This window comes from Bacillus haikouensis, from assembly GCF_013179555.1.
GTDB lineage: Bacteria > Bacillota > Bacilli > Bacillales > Bacillaceae_B > Rossellomorea > Rossellomorea haikouensis_A.
On sequence record NZ_JABMCR010000048.1, the window covers coordinates 1 to 20492 of the forward strand.

The 20492-nt window shown below is 48.3% G+C and carries 13 protein-coding genes and 1 pseudogene; 13 read left to right on the forward strand and 1 reads right to left on the reverse strand.

The window, feature by feature from the left end; all coding sequences use genetic code 11:
* A pseudogene (locus HP456_RS06820) lies at window positions 1-465 on the reverse strand (hypothetical protein); the annotation flags it as partial.
* A gap of 211 nt (window positions 466-676) precedes the next feature.
* Between HP456_RS06820 and HP456_RS06825 the strand changes: the two are divergent.
* The 13 genes from HP456_RS06825 to HP456_RS06885 form a co-directional block, all read left to right on the forward strand.
* Window positions 677-1693, forward strand: a complete 1017-nt coding sequence (locus HP456_RS06825) for an NAD-dependent epimerase/dehydratase family protein (RefSeq protein WP_172249391.1) — start codon at window positions 677-679, stop codon at window positions 1691-1693.
* Window positions 1694-2749: a dihydrodipicolinate synthase family protein gene (locus HP456_RS06830; RefSeq protein ID WP_172249393.1), complete on the forward strand. Its 1056-nt coding sequence runs from the start codon at window positions 1694-1696 to the stop codon at window positions 2747-2749.
* Window positions 2750-2778: 29 nt separating this feature from the next.
* On the forward strand, window positions 2779-3783 hold the full coding sequence (locus HP456_RS06835; protein ID WP_172249395.1) for a zinc-dependent alcohol dehydrogenase: 1005 nt from the start codon (window positions 2779-2781) through the stop codon (window positions 3781-3783).
* 11 nt (window positions 3784-3794) lie between these two features.
* Window positions 3795-4853, forward strand: a complete 1059-nt coding sequence (locus HP456_RS06840) for a Gfo/Idh/MocA family protein (RefSeq protein WP_172249397.1) — start codon at window positions 3795-3797, stop codon at window positions 4851-4853.
* 21 nt (window positions 4854-4874) lie between these two features.
* A complete protein-coding gene (locus HP456_RS06845) occupies window positions 4875-5927 on the forward strand; it encodes a Gfo/Idh/MocA family protein (protein ID WP_172249399.1) in 1053 nt (350 codons plus the stop codon).
* Complete coding sequence (locus HP456_RS06850; protein WP_172249401.1) at window positions 5924-7474, forward strand: FAD-dependent oxidoreductase; 1551 nt, start codon at window positions 5924-5926, stop codon at window positions 7472-7474. Before HP456_RS06845 ends, HP456_RS06850 begins: the two co-directional genes overlap by 4 nt.
* Before the next feature lie 19 nt (window positions 7475-7493).
* Window positions 7494-8468, forward strand: a complete 975-nt coding sequence (locus HP456_RS06855) for an acetylxylan esterase (RefSeq protein WP_172249403.1) — start codon at window positions 7494-7496, stop codon at window positions 8466-8468.
* Window positions 8469-8553: 85 nt separating this feature from the next.
* Window positions 8554-9396, forward strand: a complete 843-nt coding sequence (locus HP456_RS06860) for a sugar phosphate isomerase/epimerase family protein (RefSeq protein ID WP_172249405.1) — start codon at window positions 8554-8556, stop codon at window positions 9394-9396.
* Window positions 9397-9406: 10 nt separating this feature from the next.
* Window positions 9407-10075, forward strand: a complete 669-nt coding sequence (locus HP456_RS06865) for a hypothetical protein (RefSeq protein WP_172249407.1) — start codon at window positions 9407-9409, stop codon at window positions 10073-10075.
* Entirely contained in the window at window positions 10072-11046 is a 975-nt protein-coding gene (locus tag HP456_RS06870) for a Gfo/Idh/MocA family protein (protein ID WP_172249408.1), read from the forward strand. The genes HP456_RS06865 and HP456_RS06870 overlap by 4 nt, the downstream gene beginning before the upstream one ends.
* 52 nt (window positions 11047-11098) lie before the next feature.
* Window positions 11099-12235, forward strand: a complete 1137-nt coding sequence (gene nagA / locus HP456_RS06875) for an N-acetylglucosamine-6-phosphate deacetylase (RefSeq protein ID WP_172249410.1) — start codon at window positions 11099-11101, stop codon at window positions 12233-12235.
* 200 nt (window positions 12236-12435) lie between these two features.
* Window positions 12436-15501: an FIMAH domain-containing protein gene (locus HP456_RS06880; RefSeq protein WP_172249412.1), complete on the forward strand. Its 3066-nt coding sequence runs from the start codon at window positions 12436-12438 to the stop codon at window positions 15499-15501.
* Between the two features lie 278 nt (window positions 15502-15779).
* Window positions 15780-20492: pullulanase-associated domain-containing protein (locus HP456_RS06885; protein ID WP_376766197.1), on the forward strand; the 4713-nt coding region annotated here is incomplete at its 3' end.

Consider the following 20492-nt stretch of genomic DNA (forward strand, 5'->3'; position numbering starts at 1 on the left):
CACATGGAAATCGACAATGTCGCTGATCAACGGAGGGGTGGAGTTTTTCGGAAATACCTGGAGTTCATAATTTTCTTCTACAAGTTCGCCCAATATTTTTTCGACATATTTCTTTTCAATGGTATCAATCGAAAGGTTTTTTAATCCATGATTGTTTTTGATGAGGAAGAGAGATCTGTATAATCCAGTTCCCATCAGCGGGACATGATGGACCGGGATGGGAAAATCAATGAACTGTTTTGCAAGGTTATACAGATGGTATTCGGTAAACATGAGGACATCTGCGTCATACATTAAATCTTTTGCAACTTCAGCAATGAGGCTACCCGGTTTGATGACTCCAAAGAATGGCTTGAAGTTCGGAAATGATTTTAATGTTTCTTTCGTTTGATCGACAAGTTCTTCAGGTCCAATGATACCGATATTGATTTCAGAGTTATCATGTATGGTTTTTTGGCTTTTCAAACACTCATCCCCCCTATGTCCCATTTATAGACATGTCTTTTTGTCAATATGATACGTATAATTATCTGAATTGTCAAAATTATATTGTGATAGTTATTACCGAGCGATAAATTTAAAGACCAATTAAAGACTTGTCTTTTAATATGCCGGTTCATAAGATGTTGGTAAGTAATTTTCTGAAAGTTCAATCTTACAGTTTAGGAGTGGTTTGATGAAAACGATTGAAGAATTAGAGGTTTTTCTGACAGAACCTTCACAGGCACTGATTCATGATGTAAGCAAGCTGGATGGGGACATCATGATTCTCGGTGCAGGGGGAAAGATGGGTCCGACACTTGCCAAGATGGCAAAGAGGGCCATTGACAAGGCAGGGTTGAATAAAAAAGTTTACGGTGTGTCCCGGTTTTCCAAACCTGAATTGCGAAATGAATTAAATGCATTCGGCATTCACACGATTTCTGCCGATTTATTGAAGGATGAAGATCTTCAAGCACTGCCTGATGTGAAAAACATCATCTACATGGCAGGAAACAAGTTTGGAACGGTCGGGAATGAACACTTCACATGGGCGATGAACGCTTATCTGCCGGGCAGATTTGCCGATAAATTCACCGGCTCGCGGATCGTCGCATTTTCAACTGGTAATGTCTACCCGCTGACAGAGGTCATTAGCAGTCACTGCTCGGAAGGCCAGCCGGTGAATCCCATCGGGGAATATGCCCAGTCCTGTCTGGGGCGGGAGCGTGTGCTGACATACTTTTCCCATAAGAATAACACACCGATGCTGATGTTCAGGCTGAATTATGCGATCGATCTGCGTTATGGTGTTCTGCTTGAGGTGGCAAGACAGGTTTATAATGGGCAGCCGATCGACCTGACGATGGGAAATGTAAACGTGATCTGGCAGGGGGATGCGAATGAATATGCAATCCGGTCTCTATTGCATACGGATTCACCGCCGAAGATCTTGAATGTGACGGGTCCGGAGACGATTTCTGTCCGCTGGCTCGCAGAAGAATTTGCCAAACGATTCGCCAAACAAGCTGTATTCGTCAATGAAGAGCAGCCGACAGCGTTGCTGAATGATGCTTCACAGGCTCATAAATTATTCGGCTATCCGAAAGTTACGATCGGGCAGATGATTGATATGACGGCAGAGTGGGTGGGGGATGACGGCTATACCTACAACAAGCCGACTCACTTTCAAGAGCGGCAGGGAGCATTTTAAATGCTGAAATCACAGGTTAAGAAATCCTTACACGAAGGGGCCTTCATCCCTGCCCATCCGCTTGCCATAACGAAGGATAAAGAGCTCGATGAAATGAGCCAGCGCGCTTTGACAAGGTATTATATCGATTCAGGTGTGGGAGGCTTGGCAGTGGGGGTCCACACAACCCAATTTGAAATACGTGAACCCCGGTTCAATCTTTATCAAAGGGTATTGAAGCTTGCAGTCGAAGAAATAAAAAAAGCCCATGTGCCCGATTCATTTATTAAAATAGCCGGGATTTGCGGGCCGGTTGAACAGGCGGTCGAAGAGGCGGAATTCAGTAAGGGCATCGGGTATGATTTAGGGCTATTAAGTATGGGCGGGCTTCAGGGTTATTCCGAAGACCAGTTGCTGGAACGGACGAAGAAAGTGGCGGAAATCATCCCGGTGTTTGGCTTCTATCTGCAGCCGGCTGTGGGAGGCAGGGTGTTATCGTATCAGTTTTGGGAGAGGTTCGCCGGCATCCCGAATGTTCATGCCATAAAGCTTGCCCCGTTTGACCGTTATTTGACAAACGAGGTCGTCCGGGCTGTATGCCATTCCGGAAGAAGCGATGATATCGCCCTCTACACGGGTAATGACGACAATATCGTCCACGATTTATTGACAACCTTCAAGTTCAATGCAGCCGGGACTGTACAGGAAAAGCGCATCGCAGGCGGGCTATTGGGGCACTGGTCGGTTTGGACGAAACGGGCGGTCGAACTTTTTAACGAAATCAAGCAAGTGAGGGATCATGACTGTATATCGGAGAGCATGCTGACCCTGGCACAGGAAATCACGGATGCGAATGGTGCGTTCTTTGATGCCAGGAACCAATTCAAAGGCAGTATCGCGGGAATCAACCAGGTTTTGGCAAGCCAGGGTTTAATGAAAGGGCGCTGGTGTCTGCTTGACCAGGAAGAGTTAAGTCCGGGTCAATTGGACGAAATTAATCGTGTATATGCAGCATACCCTCATTTGCATGACGATGCTTTCGTTGAAGAGAACTTGGCAAGATGGCTTGGCAATTAGAGAGGACGGACAGACACGGAGGGGATCTGATGAGGAAAATTGCAGTCTCAAACAAACGGGTGGAAATGGTAATAGAGGAGAAGCCGGAAGTGAAGCCTTCCTATATATTGGTGAGAACACTCTACTCTGTCATTTCGCCTGGAACGGAATTGACGATTATTGAAAACAGTAAAGATGAGCCGGTTACGCTCGGTTATAGTGCGATGGGTGTCGTGGAAGAAGCGGGCAGCGGTATCACCGATGTCAAAGAAGGTGATCTCGTCGCAGTGTACGGCGCGCCTTACGTTCAGCACGCCGATACCTTGCTTGTTCCGAAAACCTTATATGCGAAGGTGCCTGAGAATGTAGAGCCGAAAGAGGCGGCACTCGGTGGGATCGGAGCGATTGCCATCCATGCGCTCAGAATCGCCAAACTCCAATTCGGGGAAACGGTCGTCATCGTTGGACTGGGGCTTCTCGGTCAGATGATTGCCAAGATCGCGGATGCTGCTTCGTATAACGTGATTACATACGATCTTCACGAAGAGCGGTCGAACATGGTTAAGGAGAATACAAGAATCAAAGCCTTCTCCAATATGGAGGAAATGAAAGCGGAAATAGCGGAATGCACCAATGGAAATGGGGCAGATGCCGTATTATTATGTGCCGGCGGCAAGAGATCGCCCCTGACCGGTCAAAGTCTTGAATGGATCCGGAATAAAGGGAAGGTGGTTATCGTCGGTGACATCGAACCCGACTTCCCGCGCAATTTAATGTTCAGTAAAGAAGCTGAGCTCCTGATTTCCCGGGCAGGCGGACCCGGACGGTACGATAAGGATTATGAGGCTGAGGCCGTCGATTATCCATACGGCTTTGTCCGCTGGACGGAGGGCAGGAATCTAATCGAGTATATCAGACTGGTGAGTGAATGCAGGATCGATGTGAGCCCGTTCGTCAAAGAGGAGGTCGGCTTTAATGAAGCAGCTTCTGCTTATGGGGAACTAGTAAATAAGCAATCTGTAACGTTAACGAAAGTAATCAACTTTTCAGAGTAAGGGGTGAGTCTATGAAAAGTCATGTGAATATCGGCCTGATTGGTTTGGGATCCATTGCGGAAACCAGTCATATCAAGTATTTGAAAGCCGCAGAACATGCGGTATTGGCGGCGGTGGCCGACTTGGATGACGAAAGGGCGAGGATGATTGCTCAGAAATATGATATCCCCCAATCATTTCAAAGCGCAGAAGAGATGCTTGAGAAATCTGTCCTGGATGCCGTCATGATCTGTACGCCAAACCAGACACATATCCCGATTGCTGTGAAGGCTGCTGCAAAAGGGATCCATGTCTTTATGGAAAAACCGATCGGGACGGTGTCGAAAGAAGTAGAAGACTATTTACGGCTTGCCAAGGACAAGAATGTCTTAACGATGGCAGGAATGACCCACCGGTTTCGAAATGATGTCAGGATTCTGAAAGATTTTGCATCAAAGGGAACCTTCGGGAACCCCTACTATGTGAAGGCGAAGCTGTTCAGGCGCCGCGGTACGCCAAAGGGCTGGTTCACCAATAGGTCATTGGCCGGCGGAGGCGCACTCATGGATATCGGAGTGCATGTACTGGATTTGGCCTGGTGGCTGATCGGCAGGCCGGAAGCGCAGACTATCACAGGCAAAACGATTGCCGGATTCGGGAACTATGGAACGAAGTATGTATCAAGCTGGGAATCGAGCAACAAACGATTGAACAGCAGTCATGTTTTCGATGTTGAGGATTTCGGTTCAGCATGGATCCGGTTCAAGAACGGGATCGTCCTTTCACTGGAAATCGCCTGGGCGGTGAATGCTGAGCAGGATGAAGGGATACAAATTGAAATACTGGGAGATAAAGGCGGTGCTTCGTTGTCGCCTCTTGCCATTTATACAGAAGTGGATGGACTCCTGAGTAAACAACAGCCAGTATTTGAAGATAATGATCCATTCAAGGACGAAATCGAACACTTCATCGACTGCATCCGCGCAGGATCAAGCCCGTTGAGTGACGGCGAAGATGGATATGAAGTGCTGAAAATGTTAATGGGAATCTATGAATCATCGAATCTCGGTAAAGAAATCCGGCTTAATTAAGTTTCGAGGGGAGAGAGTGCGATGTTGAAAGTTGCGGTAATAGGGACGGGATCCATTTCTGAATTCCATATCAAGCCATACCTCGCCAATGAAGAGGCGGAACTGATCGCTTTATGCGACGTAAACGAAGGAAGGCTCGCGGAAAAGGGCGAATTATACGGTGTCACTCAATTATACAGCGATTACAAAGATTTATTGGAAAATGACGAAATCGATGCGGTCAGTATTTGCACATGGAATAACTCACATGCAGAGATTGCGATAGCTGCTTTGAATGCGGATAAACATGTGCTCGTTGAAAAACCGTTGTGCATGACGGTGGAGGAAGCGCTGGCAGTGGAAGCGGCTGTAAAGGAATCCGGTAAAGTGCTGCAAGTCGGTTTCGTGCGGCGTCACGGTGATAATGCGAAGCTATTAAAGAATTTTGTGGATCATGGAGAACTCGGGGAAATCTATTATGCGAAAACGTCCTGTCTTCGAAGACTGGGAAACCCGGGAGGCTGGTTCAGTGACCGGACGAAATCCGGCGGCGGGCCGTTAATCGATTTAGGTGTCCATATGATTGATATCTGCTGGTACTTCATGGGGAAACCGAAACCAGTATCGGTGAGTGGAAATGCTTACTCAAAATTAGGTAATCGCAGCCATATCGAGAATCTCTCATTCTATCAAGCTGCCGATTACGATCCCGGACTCAATGATGTGGAGGACCTGACCAATGCGCTGATCCGGTTTGAAAACGGGGCTTCACTGCTGGTCGATGTCAGTTTTACGCTGCAGGCGAAAAAAGATGAATTGTATGTAAAATTGTTCGGCGATAAAGGTGGAGCAGAAATCGAACCCGAGCTGGCGATCGTCACCGAAAAGCATAACACCATCCTTAATATCACCCCTCAGGTCGATAACTTGAAGTTTGATTTCACAAAAGCCTTCAGCAATGAAATCAATCATTTTGTCTCATGCTGCCTGGAGGGAAAAGAGACGATTGCACCTGTATCGGATGGTGTTCAGGTGATGAGAATGCTTAACGCGGTCTATGAATCTGCCAAAACGGGCAGGGAAGTATATTTATGATGGCCCGTGCCGAAGTGGATCTGTTGATTGCAGGAGGCGGACTTGGTGGATGTGCAGCTGCGATGGCTGCCTGCTCAAAAGGCTTACAGGTCATCTTGACGGAAGAGACGGACTGGATAGGCGGTCAGGTTACTTCCCAGGGTGTCCCTCCGGATGAGCATAAATGGATAGAAGAATACGGATCGACCTCAAGGTACCGGAAGTATCGCAGCAGAGTCAGGGAAGTGTACAGGCGTAACTTACATGCCGGCGAATCAAAGGACTTCCTGAATCCGGGAAACGGATTGGTGAGCAATATCTGTCATGACCCCCGAGTCACCCTCCATGTATTGAACGAAATGCTGCTCCCATATGTCCTGACCAATCAACTGCGCATCCTGCGCCATACGAGGGTGACATCTGTAACGAAACGGGGGAAGAAGATCCAGGCGGTCACACTTCTGAACGGCGGATCAGGGACGATGGAAGAAATAGGTGCACGGTATTATATTGACGCGACGGAAGCGGGAGACTTACTGCCGCTTGCCGGGATGGAGTATGTGACCGGTGCCGAAGCCAAGGCGGAAACAGGGGAACCGCATGCGCCGGAAGCGGCAGATCCGTCAGACATACAGGCTTTTACGTATGTGCTCGGTTTGGAATACAGGGATGGTGAAGATCACACCATTCCGGAGCCTGATATGTACTCTTTCTGGCGGAACTTCCACCCGGATATCTGGCCGGATAAATTGCTGAGCTTTTATGCTCCTCACCCGATCACCAAGGAGAAACGGAAGTATACGCTGTTCCGAGAAGAAGAGGGTTTTCCTTTATGGGAATACAGGAGAATATATGACCGCAGTCAATTCGAATCTGACTACCCCGCCGGCGATGTCACGTTGATGAACTGGCCGCAAAACGATTACTTTCTGGGCAATGTCTATGACGTGCCGGAAGAGGAAAAAGAGAAGAACCTGTATCAGGGAAAACAGCTCAGTCTCTCCCTGCTGTATTGGCTTCAGACAGAAGCCCCAAGGCCAGACGGCGGAAAGGGATATCCGGGGCTGAAGCTGAGAAAGGATTTATTCGAGACAGAAGATGGTCTGGCCAAAGCCCCTTACATCAGGGAGTCGAGACGAATCAAGGCGGAATATACAGTCGTCGAACAGGATGTCTCCCCGTCCTGCCATAATGGAGCCACTGGGAAAAAGTATGAAGACCGCGTGGGGATCGGGTCATACAGTATCGATCTGCATCCCAGCATGACAGGGAGAAATTATCTCGATGTTAAAGCTCTCCCATTTTATATTCCACTCGGGGCACTCATCCCGAAAGATGCGGATAACCTGCTGGCTGGCTGCAAGAACATCGGGACCACCCATATTACAAACGGCTGCTACAGGCTGCATCCGGTGGAGTGGAACATCGGTGAAGCATGCGGTGCACTGACCTCCTTTTGTATACAACACGACATCGACCCGAAATCAGTCCGGGAAGATAAACAGTTATTAGCGAAATTCCAGCATGAACTTCAACAGGAAGGATTCGAGCTTGAATGGCCATTTTAAGGGAATAGGGGGACCGCTCATGGGACGAAACGTTGGGGATTTTCCTCTTGAACAATTACGCGAATTTAAGCCGGGGCTTACCGGTAAACCGGATGATTTCAATCATTTCTGGTTAATGCAGAAAAAAAGGATGAAGTCATTCCATCCTGTGGTAAGAGCAACAAGGCGTATGTACCCGGTGCTTTCCGTGGAAGTGACGGATCTCGTTTTCGAGAGCTGGGATGAAACACCTTTAACCGGTATATTCATGAAACCCGCTGGAGTGAAAGAATGCCCGGTCATCGTATGTTTTCATGGATATACCGGCAGCTGCGGGCTCGCGGCCGATTATTTAAAATGGACAGCGCTCGGAGCGGCTGTCTATTCATTTGATATCCGGGGCCAAGGGTCTTCCCCCGACTTTGCAAGATACGGGAACGGAAGCAGGGTGCCGGGATGGATGCTGAATGGCATCCTGGATGTTGAAAACTATTATTATACCAATGTATACCGGGATATCCTTGCCCAGCTGGACTGGATCAAGTCTGCAGATGCCCCTGTAACAGCGGTGAAACTGGGAGTGATGGGCTCTTCCCAGGGAGGCGGGCTTGCCCTCGGAGCGGCGGGACTCGACGGTAATCTGGACTTTGTCGTTTCTGACTGGCCGTTCCTTACACACTTTGACCGGGCGCTCGACATCGCCCTTCTCGGTCCTTATATGGAAATCGTCCAATATTTCAAATGGAACGACCCGCAATACCAGACTCAGGATGCGGTAAAGAAGACGTTGAGCTATATCGACAGCCTTCATTTCTGTGAATCCATCACTTGCCCGGCCTTGCTGGCGGCAGGGCTGGAAGATTCGGTTACGCCGCCTTCGACCGTCTTTGCCGCCTTTAACCATCTGCGGTCAGCAGATAAAGAGATCGAAGTATATCCTCAGTTCACTCATGAAACGAATTCGTTTCATGATGAAAAAAAATTAGCCTTTGTTGCTGGACAATTATTCATATAGACATGAAAGATTTCCGGTCTTCACATGAAGGCGAGCGGAAATCAACACCCCATTTAACTGCCTCATCCAAATAAGGAGGAATACCATGAAAATCAGCATCAGCATGTACAGCCTGGCAGCCGCCATCAAAAAAGAAAAGTGGTCCATCATCGATTTCATCGATTATGCCAAACGGATTTCCCTGGACGGTGTCGAGCTGCTCGATTTTTACTGGAAAAGCGGTACCGAAAAGGAGAAGGAAATCGAACAAGTCAAACAGGCGTTAAAGGAACATGATCTGGTCGTTTCCGCTTATGATGTATCCAATAACTTTGTCAAAGAGTCCAAGGAAGCCCGCGATGCAGAGGCGGAGAAGGTTCTGGACGGAATTACGACCGCAAAGAGCCTGGGGACAAATATCGTACGGGTTTTCTGCGGTGACCTCCACGGTGACCTGACCTACGAAGACGGTCAAAGCTGGATTATCGAAGGGTTGAAGAAGTGTGCAGTAAAAGCGGAAGAAGAACAAGTTTACTTAGCCATTGAAAATCACGGCCTGCTTGCCGGTAAGAGTGAGCAGGTGAAAGAAATCATAGAAAAAGTTGACAGCCCCTGCGTCCGTTCGACCTTTGACACAGGGAACTTTCTGCTGGTCCACGAAGAACCGCAGCACGCTTTCGACAGATTGAAGTCCGATATTGTCCATGTACATTTCAAGGATTTCAGGGAAAAAGATGCCGCTGAAGAGTTGAAAGGATTCAAATCCACGCAGGGAGTCGAACTGATCGGAACCGTCCCTGGAGATGGGCAGGTCGACTTGGCCTATATTGTGGAGGGATTGAAGGAGGAAGGCTATCAGGGCTGGCTCTCCATTGAATACGAGGGACAAGATGATGCGAAAGAGTCAAACGAAGAAGCCGTCAGGCGCCTGAAAAAACTAATTGAATAGGAGGTTTCTTATGAAGAATGCGGTGATTGGCAGATTGGGAAAAATAAAGCGGTCAGTATCCGAGGAAATCATGCTTCTTTCTCGGGAAGATAAGAGGGTGAAATCGATTGGGGAAAACGCCGATAACCTGTTCATACCGATTGATTTGGCAGAGGGTTTCATAGGGGAGACGAACGTGAACGTCTACTTTGATTTGGAGCTGTATCCTTTTTTTCAACGCATGAAAGATGTCATAACAGCTGACGGGAAATCCCAAGGAGTTCTTCGTCTCAGAAGAATCCTGTCAAAATATGATCACGAAGCCGTCATGTATGGTGACCTCTTCGTTCTGTCTTCCATTGCGGGGAAAGTCGAAGAAATAAAGGTCCTGTCCACGGATCGCGGCAAGGTTCCTTATCATGTCATCATAACAACCAGATTCAGCGGGGGGAAGATGGCTCATTTGGAGTACACGTTTGATGAAGGAGCAGAACGGATTGAGTTTGAATGGAGCGGGATACAAACAATCGCAGAGTTTGACAGCGATGAAATGACCCCGATCAAACCAACCGGACTCACTTCTCTTCCGCTCGTCTATTATGCTGAAGACATCTTAGAAAAATCCCATCCAGCCGATGGGGCATTTCATGAACAATTGGAGCGATATAAGACACTTGTAAAAGGGGGTGGCGGTGAATGAAGATTGGCATGATGAGCTTTGCCCACATGCATGCGTACAGCTATGCAGACAGCTTGATGAAGCTATCCGGCGTAGACATCACCGGCATTTATGATGACGATGAGAAGCGGGGCAAAGAAGCCGCTGATTCCTATCATACGGAGTACTTTCGAGATCAGGAAGCGTTTCTGGCTGCTGATATGGATGCTGTCATCATATGCAGTGAAAACAGCCGGCATAAAGAAATGGTTCTGAATGCTGCAAAAGCGAAGAAACATATCCTTTGTGAAAAACCGATCGCCACGAATGTAAAAGATGCCGAAGAGATGATTTCAGTCTGTGAAGAGCATGAAGTCATCCTGCAGATCGCCTTCCCGGTCAGATTCAGCGACCCGATTATGCAGTTGAAGAATAGGATCGATGAAGGCGAGCTTGGCGATATCGTGGCATTCCGGACGACAAACCGCGGACAAAATCCCGGCGGATGGTTCATTGATCCGGAACAATCGGGAGGTGGAGCCGTCCTCGATCACACCGTCCATATGGTGGATATAATGCGCTGGTACTCTGGAAAGGAGATTTCCTCTGTCCATGCAATCGTCGATTCATTTTTCCATGACATTGAAATAGACGATGCGGGTATCCTGACAATTGAATTTGAGAATGGCGTCATCGCATCCCATGACGCAAGCTGGTCCCGGTTCACCGAATATCCGATTTGGGGCGATGCCGCAATCGAAGTGATCGGCACGAAGAAAACCGTCAAGGCAGATGCCTTCAAAGAACACTTCAGACTGTTCAAGAGTGATACGAAATCCCTGCAGCATGTCTTCTATGGGAATGACATGGACTACGGACTCATTCAGGACTTCGTTGACTGTGTTGAGAAGAAAAGAAAGCCGTCTATTACCGGTTACGATGGCCTGAAAGCATTGGAAGCCGCCCTTGCCGCTTACACATCAAGCAATACAAAAACCTCCGTGCATCTATAATTGGGACAGGGGGACAGGTTCATCGTCCCATTTCAGGAGGGAGGATCCTCATTTGTTTTATTTAAAAGGTGATCTCATCACAGACGGCCAAAGACATAAAGACAAAGTGGTCGGGATATTGAATGGGAAAATCGTGTGTGTTCGTGACACCCCGCTCTCAAATGACGCGGAAGTATACGAAACGAACGGGGTGATCTGTCCCGGGTTTGTCGATCTGCATATCCATGGTGTCAGCGGCTTCGACTTTATGGATTCTGCTGAAGCCTTTGGTGAAATTGCCAAGAAACTGCCGCGCTTTGGCGTAACATCTTTTCTGGCAACATCAAGAACTTCCGAGCGGCAGGATCTTATTGATTTCCTGGAGTCCTCCGAAGGGTTCACGGGTTTACCATCCTGCGCTCAGCTGCTTGGTGTACACATAGAAGGTCCCTGGATCAGTCCTGAATATCCGGGTGCCCAGAAAAAGTCTCTTATCCGGACGCTCACAGCCGAAGAGGCGGAAAATGTCCTCCTGCCTTTCTCCGATATCATCTCAATCATAACGCTTGCACCTGAAGAAGCAGGGGATTTCCCGCTATTTGAGAAACTCCGTTCAAAAGGGATCTGCCTTTCTGCAGGCCATACAAACGCATCACTCGAAGAAATCGAGGCCGCGATTACGTACGGTTTGACTCAGACCACCCATACGTTCAATGCCATGAGCCCGGTCCATCACCGGACCCCGGGAACGGCAGCCGCTGCTTTATATTTTGATGAGCTGACCTGTGAAGTCATTCCGGACGGCCAACATGTCCACCCGCGAATGATCGAACTATTATTCAAGGTCAAAGGCAGGGAGAAAATGATCCTTATTTCGGATTGCACGGGCTACAACGATCTAAAGGATGGAGAATATTCCTGTCGTGGAAAGGATCTGATAAAAACAGGTCACAAGGTGACATTGAAGGGCGGTGCACTGGCAGGCAGTGCGATCACCTTGGACAAAGGGGTGAAATATGTTGTCGAGCATTGCGGCATCTCACTGGAAGATGCAGTTTATATGGCAAGCAGAGGTCCTCTTGCAGCCACAGGGAAATCAGCTTCCAAAGGAAAGATAAAGGAAGGGTATGATGCCGATATCGTCGTATTGAATCAGGATTTGTCGGTGGAAGCGACGATGATCAATGGTGAAATCGCTTATAGGAAATGAGTGGGTGAAGAGTATGCGATTGCTGCGTGAAAAAGGTGCAAATACGGTTGCTGGATTCTGGTTGTTATGTCCTGTTCAGTGTCTCTTAAGAGAGTAGAAATGGCAGATCAAAGGATGAAGGAGGGAGATAAAAGAAGTCCTTTCTTATAAAAGGGCCGTTCCTCTCGTATAAAATACGAAATGAAGAAGGGAGAAACAAAATGAGTAGAAAAGTACTGCGTACAGTTTCAGTCATGATTTCTTTACTATTGTTCATTTCATTGGTCCCGTCACTTCAGCCGGCGGTGTCGGCTGATGGGGGATGGGAAGAGCTTCAGGTAGAAAACGGAGGGTTTGAAGCGATTCCGGGGTCGGATAAGGACATCTCCGCTTGGGTGGTCTGGAGTGGAGGTCTTAAAACCGGCATGAATGTGTCGAACGAAAAGGCATTTGAAGGAGAGAGGAGCCTCAGGGTTGACAACTCGGGATCTTTCGGCCTTTTCAGTCAGTTGATTGAAGTGAAGGAAGGGAATTCCTATAAGCTGACTGCTCAGCTGTTTGCAGACGAATTGGTAACCGGCAATCCCGGGATCTGGCTGCGCTGGTATGATGATGAAGGAAAGAACTTTGGGAATACACCAAAATATTTCGAAGGGCTAAAGGAGGGAGAGTGGCAGGAAGTTGCGATTGAGGCCAACGCTCCTGCCGGTGCTGCGGGAGTCAAGGTCTTCCTCTATCAGACCACGAGCACAGTAACAAAGGGATACTATGATAACATCAAATTTTTCGAAAAATCGAACGAACAGCTGGAGCTGCCATTTGAATACGGGGACCCCATCAACCTTGGTCCATCGGCACTGGCGGCCAAAACCCAGGGAGCTGCCATCGGCGACGGTGAAGTCTACTATGCGACGAATGGGTCCCCGGCAACTTTTTATGCCAACGATGCTGAAACCGGGGAAAAGATTTTCTCCCATGAACTGCCGGGCAGTGATGTCGTATGGGGGATGACAATCGGGTCGGATGGGAATGTGTACTTTGCCGGTACCTACAACGGCATTTTGTACAGATACCTGGTGGACGAAAAGAAACTGGAGGAAGTCGGTAAGAGTCCTTCCGATAACTGGATCTGGCAGCTGGATGCAACAGAAGATGGGAAGATCTACGGGGCAACTTATCCGAATGCCAAAGTGTTCGAATATGATATTGAGGCTGATACCCTTACGGATCTTGGCCGCTTCCATGAAGAACAGAACTACGCAAGGGGACTTGGTGTAACGGATGAAAACTTATATGTAGGAATTGGTACAACAGCCTATTTGATGAAGATGAACCGTGAAAGCGGGGAAAGGGAGGAAGTCGACCTTCCGATCACGGGCAGCAGTACATCTGTTTCGAATGTCTGGGAATATGGTGACAGATTATTTGTCGCATACGGTACGAGCCTGCTTGTTCTGGACGTGGACACAGGAGAAGTGGTCCATGAAATGAACTGGGAAGACGAGTCTGCCTATGACGGGTTGATTTCACCTCCTTCGCCTTATGATGAAAGCTTGATTTACTTTAAAGACAAGCGTACGAGCGAACTGTGGACCTATAATATGGAAACGGATGAAACACAGCCGGTAGAGCCAACGGTCACTTTACCTTCCTCACCGGTAAAAGCCTATGAGTGGACAACCAATGAGGAAGGTGAACAGGTCCTGTCGATCCTTCACCATCAAATCGAATACTCCACCTATAATCCTGGCACAAATGAAGTCAAAGTCGTCTACCCTGAGGTGGATCTGCAAGGTCTCTCGATTCAAAGCCTCGAAATTGGTCCTGATGAGAAGGTGTATATGGGCGGTTATCAAGGTTCGTTCGGGGTCTATGATACAGCCGCGGAATCGTATCTGCTCCGCGAACGGAATCCTCACCAGATCGAGGGAATCGGATTTATGAACGGGAATGTATACATGGGGATTTACGGAGGTGCACAAATTTACAAGTTCAACCCAGAACTTCCTTTTAAATATGAAGACGGCGGCAGCGGGGATAATCCCGAAATGGTGCATAATATCGGGGAGGACCAGAGCAGGCCGTTCACCTTTGCATCAGGTGACAATAAATTATTCACAGGAACCATTTCTGATTACGGCAAGCTCGGCGGCGCACTGACCATTTACGATGAGAAAACGGGTGAGTGGAATACGATCCGGAATATCGTTGAAAATCAGAGCATTATCGGCCTCGCTTATAAGGACGGAATGTTATACGGAGGATCTACCACTGCCGGCGGACTGGGCATAGATCCGACAGAAGAAAAAGCGAGGATGTTTAAGTATGAAGCGAATACCGGGGAATACGAATTATTTGACCTGGAAGTGGAAGGTATCGAAACACCGGAAATGATAGGGGAGTTATCCTTCGGTCCTGACGGGAACCTCTGGGGTACCGCCTATGGAGTGAATGAAGATGGAGAAGCAAACAGTGTCGTGTTTGCGATGGAGCCTGATTCAAGGGAGATCATCAAGCAGAAATCATTTTACACCGGTGTCCACCGGGGCAGTCAATGGCGCCCGTTCTTTATGAGATGGGATGAGCAGGGAATGCTTTATACCACAGCAGGGCGGAAATTGACCGTCATCGATCCTGAAACCATGATGAGCAAGCAGTTGATCGGAGATACGGTCAACCTGATGGATGTCGATAATGAAGGCAATATCTATTATGCAAAAGGAGCGGATTTACTAAAGCTTCCAGTATCTGTCGAAGGTGCGGAACTGACCTCAGAAGAAACCCATCTTCTCCAGGGAGAGTCCATGAAACTAGATTTGAAGGTGACGTTGGCAAATGGTCAACAGGTTGATCTTGCGGGTGCCGAAATTAAATGGGAAAATAGTGACCCGGAAACGGTGGACCTGAAGGAAGGGGAAGCCACAGCACTCAATGCAGGCACAGCCGAGATTAAGGCGACTGTCACGTACAATGGAGAAACGGTCACATCCAATCCGCTGGAAATCACCGTCGATGTTACGACCGGCACACTGACTGCTCAAATAAAAGGTATGGAAGCAAGCGGAGACCTTGATCATGCCACAGTGAACCAGCTTATCAACCGACTGAAACAGGCTCAGCACCACTATAATAAAGGCAATACAGATAAAGCACTGAAACATTTAGATGACTTCTCCAAACACCTGGAAAAGAGCCATACCGGGGAAAAAATCAAATCCTTACTGAAAAAGAACGTCCAATCCATTCGAAATGAATGGGACGCGGGGACAGGTCCCTTGTCCCAATAGCCGTTTACATTTGGAACGGAAAGAGGAAAGCCTGGAGAGGCAAACCCCACTCCAGGCTTTTGTTTGTGTGCTTGAGACTTTCGTCATATTGTTCCGCTTGTAAAAATCATGTACTATTTAAAAATACAGATAATTGCAAACGCTTGCATTTTAAGTCATAGAAAAGAGTATGTGCCTTTAATCTGCTGTTTAGGAGGGAATGAAGCTTTTTTCTGCATACTTGTGCAAACGTTTTCACCACTGCGCTCATTCTCTAAAAAAAGGGAGGAAAAATGACCATGAAGAAAGGAACAAAGCGACGCTTCTCGGTTTTCATGACGCTGTTGATGTTATTGAGTCTGTGGCTTCCTTACGTGCCGGCTCAGGCGGCAGAGGCATTGTCTGCTGGAGAGGCACTGGAAACCAGCCAGTCGACAGAACGCACGGTTCGCTTCACGTACACCCGCGATGATAAACAGTATGACGGCTGGAATATCTGGGCCTGGAATACTGGGGTGCAGGATGATCAACTGAATTTTGATTCGTATGAAAACGGGGTGGCGACAGCGAATATCGCGGTGGCGCCGGAAACGGAACAATTTGGATTCGTGCTCCGCAGTACAGAAGACTGGGAAACGGCCGAAAAAGAATTTGGCGACCGCTTCATCAAGGTAAACAAAAACGATGCACTTACCAAAGCTTACATCACAAGCGGTGTCGAAGAAATCCGGATTGTCCCTGACGGTTCGGCCCCGGTCATCGAACAGGGAAACGCAACTTTCTATTATCGTGACAAAGAGCTGTTCGCAGACGATGCCATGGAATCAATCGACAAAGTAGAATTGAAGTTTAACGGGGAAACGAAAGAATTGTCGTATGAGCCTGAGAATGAGAGATTCACGATTTCATACGAGGACATCCCCAATGGCAAGACTCCCTATTCATACCTCGTGACAAAAGACGGCCAAACAACGGAGGTCAGTGATCCATACAATTCGGTCGATGGAAATTCATTCATTGAATTTCAAGAAGGTGACTTGACCGTAACGGGGGCAGTTGAACCGGCAGCCATCGATTATAATGAGAACGCTGTGTTATCCGTGCAGGTGGACGGTCTGGGGGAAGGTAATCAAGTGGATAAAATCACAGCAGACCTTTCTTCACTCGGCGGCTCGGAAACACTGCCCATCGATCCATCACTGAAAGAAGTGACGGTGGCAGTCGACGATCACGTCACGGCCGGAAACAAGACCATTCCTATTTCTGTGGTCGACAACTATGGAAACACTTATGAAGGCAGAGCAGTAGTGGAAGTGAAAACGAGGCAGTCTGTCGGTGAAAATGATTTTGACTGGGATGAATCCATCATCTATTTCATGCTGACAGACCGTTTTTTCAACGGGGATCCAACGAATGATGACCCCTATAATCTAAACTATGACAAAACGAAACGCGGTGCCTATCAAGGGGGAGACTTTGAAGGGATCACGGAAAAACTAGATTACCTGGATGAGCTGGGTGTGAACACGGTATGGATCAGTCCGGTTGTGGAGAATGTGAAATACGATGTCCGTAAAGGTGAAGAAGAGGAGTCTTACTATGGTTATCATGGGTATTGGGCCAATAACTTTAGTGAACTGAATCCTCACTTCGGTTCGTTGGAAGAATTTCATACACTGATCGACGAAGCCCATGAACGAGGCATCAAGATTATGGTGGATGTCGTGTTGAATCATACAGGGTACGGTTTAAAAGAGATTGACGATCTGGCGGAGCCGCCAGCCGGTTATCCGACAGACGAAGACCGCACCCGGTTCAGTGACATCGTCCGGCAGGGGCCGGACGTAGGGACGGATGAAGTAGTCGGAGAGTTGGCAGGCCTTCCTGACATCATCACTGAAAACCCTGAAGTTCGCCAGCAGATCATCGACTGGCAGACCGATTGGATCGAAAAGGCGACAACGGCGAAAGGCAACACGATCGATTATTTCCGTGTCGATACAGTTAAGCACGTGGATAAACCTGCATGGCAGGCTTTCAAGAACGCAATCACTGAGAAAATGCCCGAACACAAAATGATCGGGGAAGCATGGGGAGCAAGTGCCGGCAACGACTATGGCTACCTTGAATCCGGAATGATGGATTCCCTGCTTGATTTTGGATTCAAGGGGATTGCAAAAGAGTTTGTTGACGGCAGCTTGAAAGCGGCGAATGACAAACTGACTGTCCGCAATGGAAAAATCGATAACACGGCAACACTTGGACAATTCCTGGGAAGCCACGATGAAGACGGGTTCCTCCATTCCCTCGGCGGAGACGAAGGCAAGCTGAAAGTGGCTGCTTCCCTGCAGGCAACAGCTAAAGGGCAGCCTGTCATCTATTACGGCGAAGAGCTCGGTCAAAGTGGAGCAAACAATTATCCTCAATACGATAACCGGTATGATTTTGCCTGGGATCAGGTTAAAAGTAACGGCATTCTGGAGCATTACAAGAAGATCCTTACCTTCAGGGGGGACCATTCCAAGGTTTTTGCAAAAGGGGAACGAAGCCTGGTAGGCGGTACAGATACGGACCAGTTCTTGATGTTCTCACGGGAGTATCAGGATGAATCTGTGTATGTAGGGCTAAACGTTGGGGAAGAGGAAAAAGAATTAACGGTTTCACTAGACTCACCGAATGCTGTCATCACCGATCACTATTCCGGACAAGAATATCCTGCTTCCGGCTCTGATCAAGTAACGGTACCCATTCCTTCGACAGGAGATGGCGGCACGGCCCTGCTGACAGTTGAAGGCGGTGCAATAACGGATGCTGAAGCAGGTTCGGGCGGTGGAAGTGATCCGGAGGTGGAGCCGGTACCGGAAAACAATATCCGTATTCACTACAAGCGGGATGATGGGAACTATGAAAACTACGGTGCATGGCTGTGGTATGATGTAGAAGATCCTTCCGCCAACTGGCCGGCAGGTGCAGCACCTTTTGAGAAAACGGACAGCTATGGGGCATACATTGACGTTCCACTGGCAGAAGGGGCGAAGAACATCGGATTCCTCGTAGTGAACCGTACGACCGGTGAAAAAGACAGCGGGGACAAAGGATTTACCATCAATTCGCCTGAAGTGAACGAGATCTGGATCGAGCAGGGTTCAGACAAAGTATCCACGTATGAACCTGTTGATCTGGCTGAAAATACAGTCCGCATCCATTACGTCCGGGACGACGCCAATTATGAGAACTTTGGTGTCTGGAGCTGGGGTGACGTAGCATCCCCTTCCACAGACTGGCCGACAGGAGCGGCCGACATCACAGGCACGGACCAATATGGTGCCTATGTCGACCTCCCGTTAAATGAAAATGCCAAAGAAATAGGATTCATCATGCTTGATGAATCGAAAGGTGACTCCGGGAAAGACGGCGGAAACAAAACCTTCAATCTATTGGACAAATACAACCGGTTATGGATCAAGCAGGATGACGATACCGTCTACGTCTCCCCTCACTGGGAAGTCGCATCCGGCATCACTTCAGCAGAAGTCATCTCGGAAGACACGATCCGCCTTGGTTTTACAATGACGGAAGGTTTGACACCGGAAGCTATAAAAGAAGGATTGGACATCAAAGACAGTGACGATGCCGGTGTCGCGGTGGAAAGTGTCAAGATAACTGGCGGCAAAACCGTTGAAGTGCAAGCGGCATTCAGTTTGGAGAAGCTGCCTTTATCAATCACGTACGCGGGCAGGACTGTTTCAGCTTCGACCGGCTGGAGAATGATTGATGAAATGAATGGCTACGAGGGAGATGATCTTGGTGCGTCATACAAAGACGGTGATGCGGTCTTAAAGTTATGGGCACCTAAAGCAAGCAAGGTTACAGCCGATTTCTTTGATAAAAATGATGCAGCAGCCAAGATTGGCAGTATTGAATTGCAAAAAGGTGAAAAAGGGATCTGGGAAGCGGACATCAAGGCTTCTGACCTCAATGTTTCCGATTTAAATGGTTACTACTATCAATACGAAGTAACGAACGATGGGGTCACGAAAAAAGTGCTGGATCCTTACGCGAAATCGATGGCAGCGTTCACCGTAGATACAAAAGGGGATCCCGGTCCAGACGGGGACAATGTCGGGAAGGCCGCCATTGTCGACCTGGATGGTACCGATCCGAAAGGCTTCAGCCATGCAGCTATCGATGGCTATGAAAAACGTGAAGACGCCGTGATTTACGAGGCGCACGTTCGTGATTTCACATCCGATCCTTCCATTGAAGGTGATCTGGATGCAAGATGGGGCTCTTATAAAGCTTTCATCGACAAGCTGGATTACATCAAATCCCTTGGTGTCACACACGTTCAACTCCTGCCGGTCATGGCTTGGTATTATGGAGACGAAACCAAGACGGATGAACGGGAACTTGAATATTCAGCAGGCGGCAATGAATACAACTGGGGTTATGACCCGCACAGCTATTTTTCACCAGACGGGGCTTACTCAGAGGATGCGGCTGACCCTGAACTGCGTGTGAAGGAGCTCAAGCAGCTGATTGATGCCATTCATGATGCCGGCATGGGTGTCGTGTTGGATGTGGTCTACACCCATATGGCACAAACAAGCACCCTGAACGACATTGTTCCAAATTACTACGCATTTCAAGATGAGAAAGGGAACTTCTTAGGGGGATTTGGGAACAATCTCGCCACCAATCACAAGATGGCTGAGAAGCTGATGGTCGATTCGGTGAAATACTGGTTCGAAGAATACAAGATTGATGGCATGCGATTCGACATGATGGGTGACGCAACGTATCCTGCGGTTCAGAACGCATATGAAGCAGCAGCTTCTGTTAACCCTGACGCCTTGTTCATCGGGGAAGGATGGAGAACATTCGCAGGCCATCTGGCAGACCCTGAGCTGGAAGGTATGGGCGCAGACCAGGACTGGATGGACAAAACCGATGACGTCGGTGTATTCTCGGACGAAATCCGAAACGAATTGAAATCAGGCTTCGGTTCGGAA

Bases quoted from the DNA above. Each gene is read 5' to 3' on its own strand.
- HP456_RS06860 (WP_172249405.1), top strand. From the start codon at position 8,554: ATGAAAATCAGCATCAGCATGTACAGCCTGGCAGCCGCCATCAAAAAA.
- HP456_RS06870 (WP_172249408.1), top strand. From the start codon at position 10,072: ATGAAGATTGGCATGATGAGCTTTGCCCACATGCATGCGTACAGCTAT.
- HP456_RS06845 (WP_172249399.1), top strand. From the start codon at position 4,875: ATGTTGAAAGTTGCGGTAATAGGGACGGGATCCATTTCTGAATTCCAT.
- HP456_RS06840 (WP_172249397.1), top strand. From the start codon at position 3,795: ATGAAAAGTCATGTGAATATCGGCCTGATTGGTTTGGGATCCATTGCG.
- HP456_RS06830 (WP_172249393.1), top strand. From the start codon at position 1,694: ATGCTGAAATCACAGGTTAAGAAATCCTTACACGAAGGGGCCTTCATC.
- HP456_RS06835 (WP_172249395.1), top strand. From the start codon at position 2,779: ATGAGGAAAATTGCAGTCTCAAACAAACGGGTGGAAATGGTAATAGAG.
- HP456_RS06850 (WP_172249401.1), top strand. From the start codon at position 5,924: ATGATGGCCCGTGCCGAAGTGGATCTGTTGATTGCAGGAGGCGGACTT.
- HP456_RS06865 (WP_172249407.1), top strand. From the start codon at position 9,407: ATGAAGAATGCGGTGATTGGCAGATTGGGAAAAATAAAGCGGTCAGTA.
- HP456_RS06825 (WP_172249391.1), top strand. From the start codon at position 677: ATGAAAACGATTGAAGAATTAGAGGTTTTTCTGACAGAACCTTCACAG.
- HP456_RS06855 (WP_172249403.1), top strand. From the start codon at position 7,494: ATGGGACGAAACGTTGGGGATTTTCCTCTTGAACAATTACGCGAATTT.
- HP456_RS06880 (WP_172249412.1), top strand. From the start codon at position 12,436: ATGAGTAGAAAAGTACTGCGTACAGTTTCAGTCATGATTTCTTTACTA.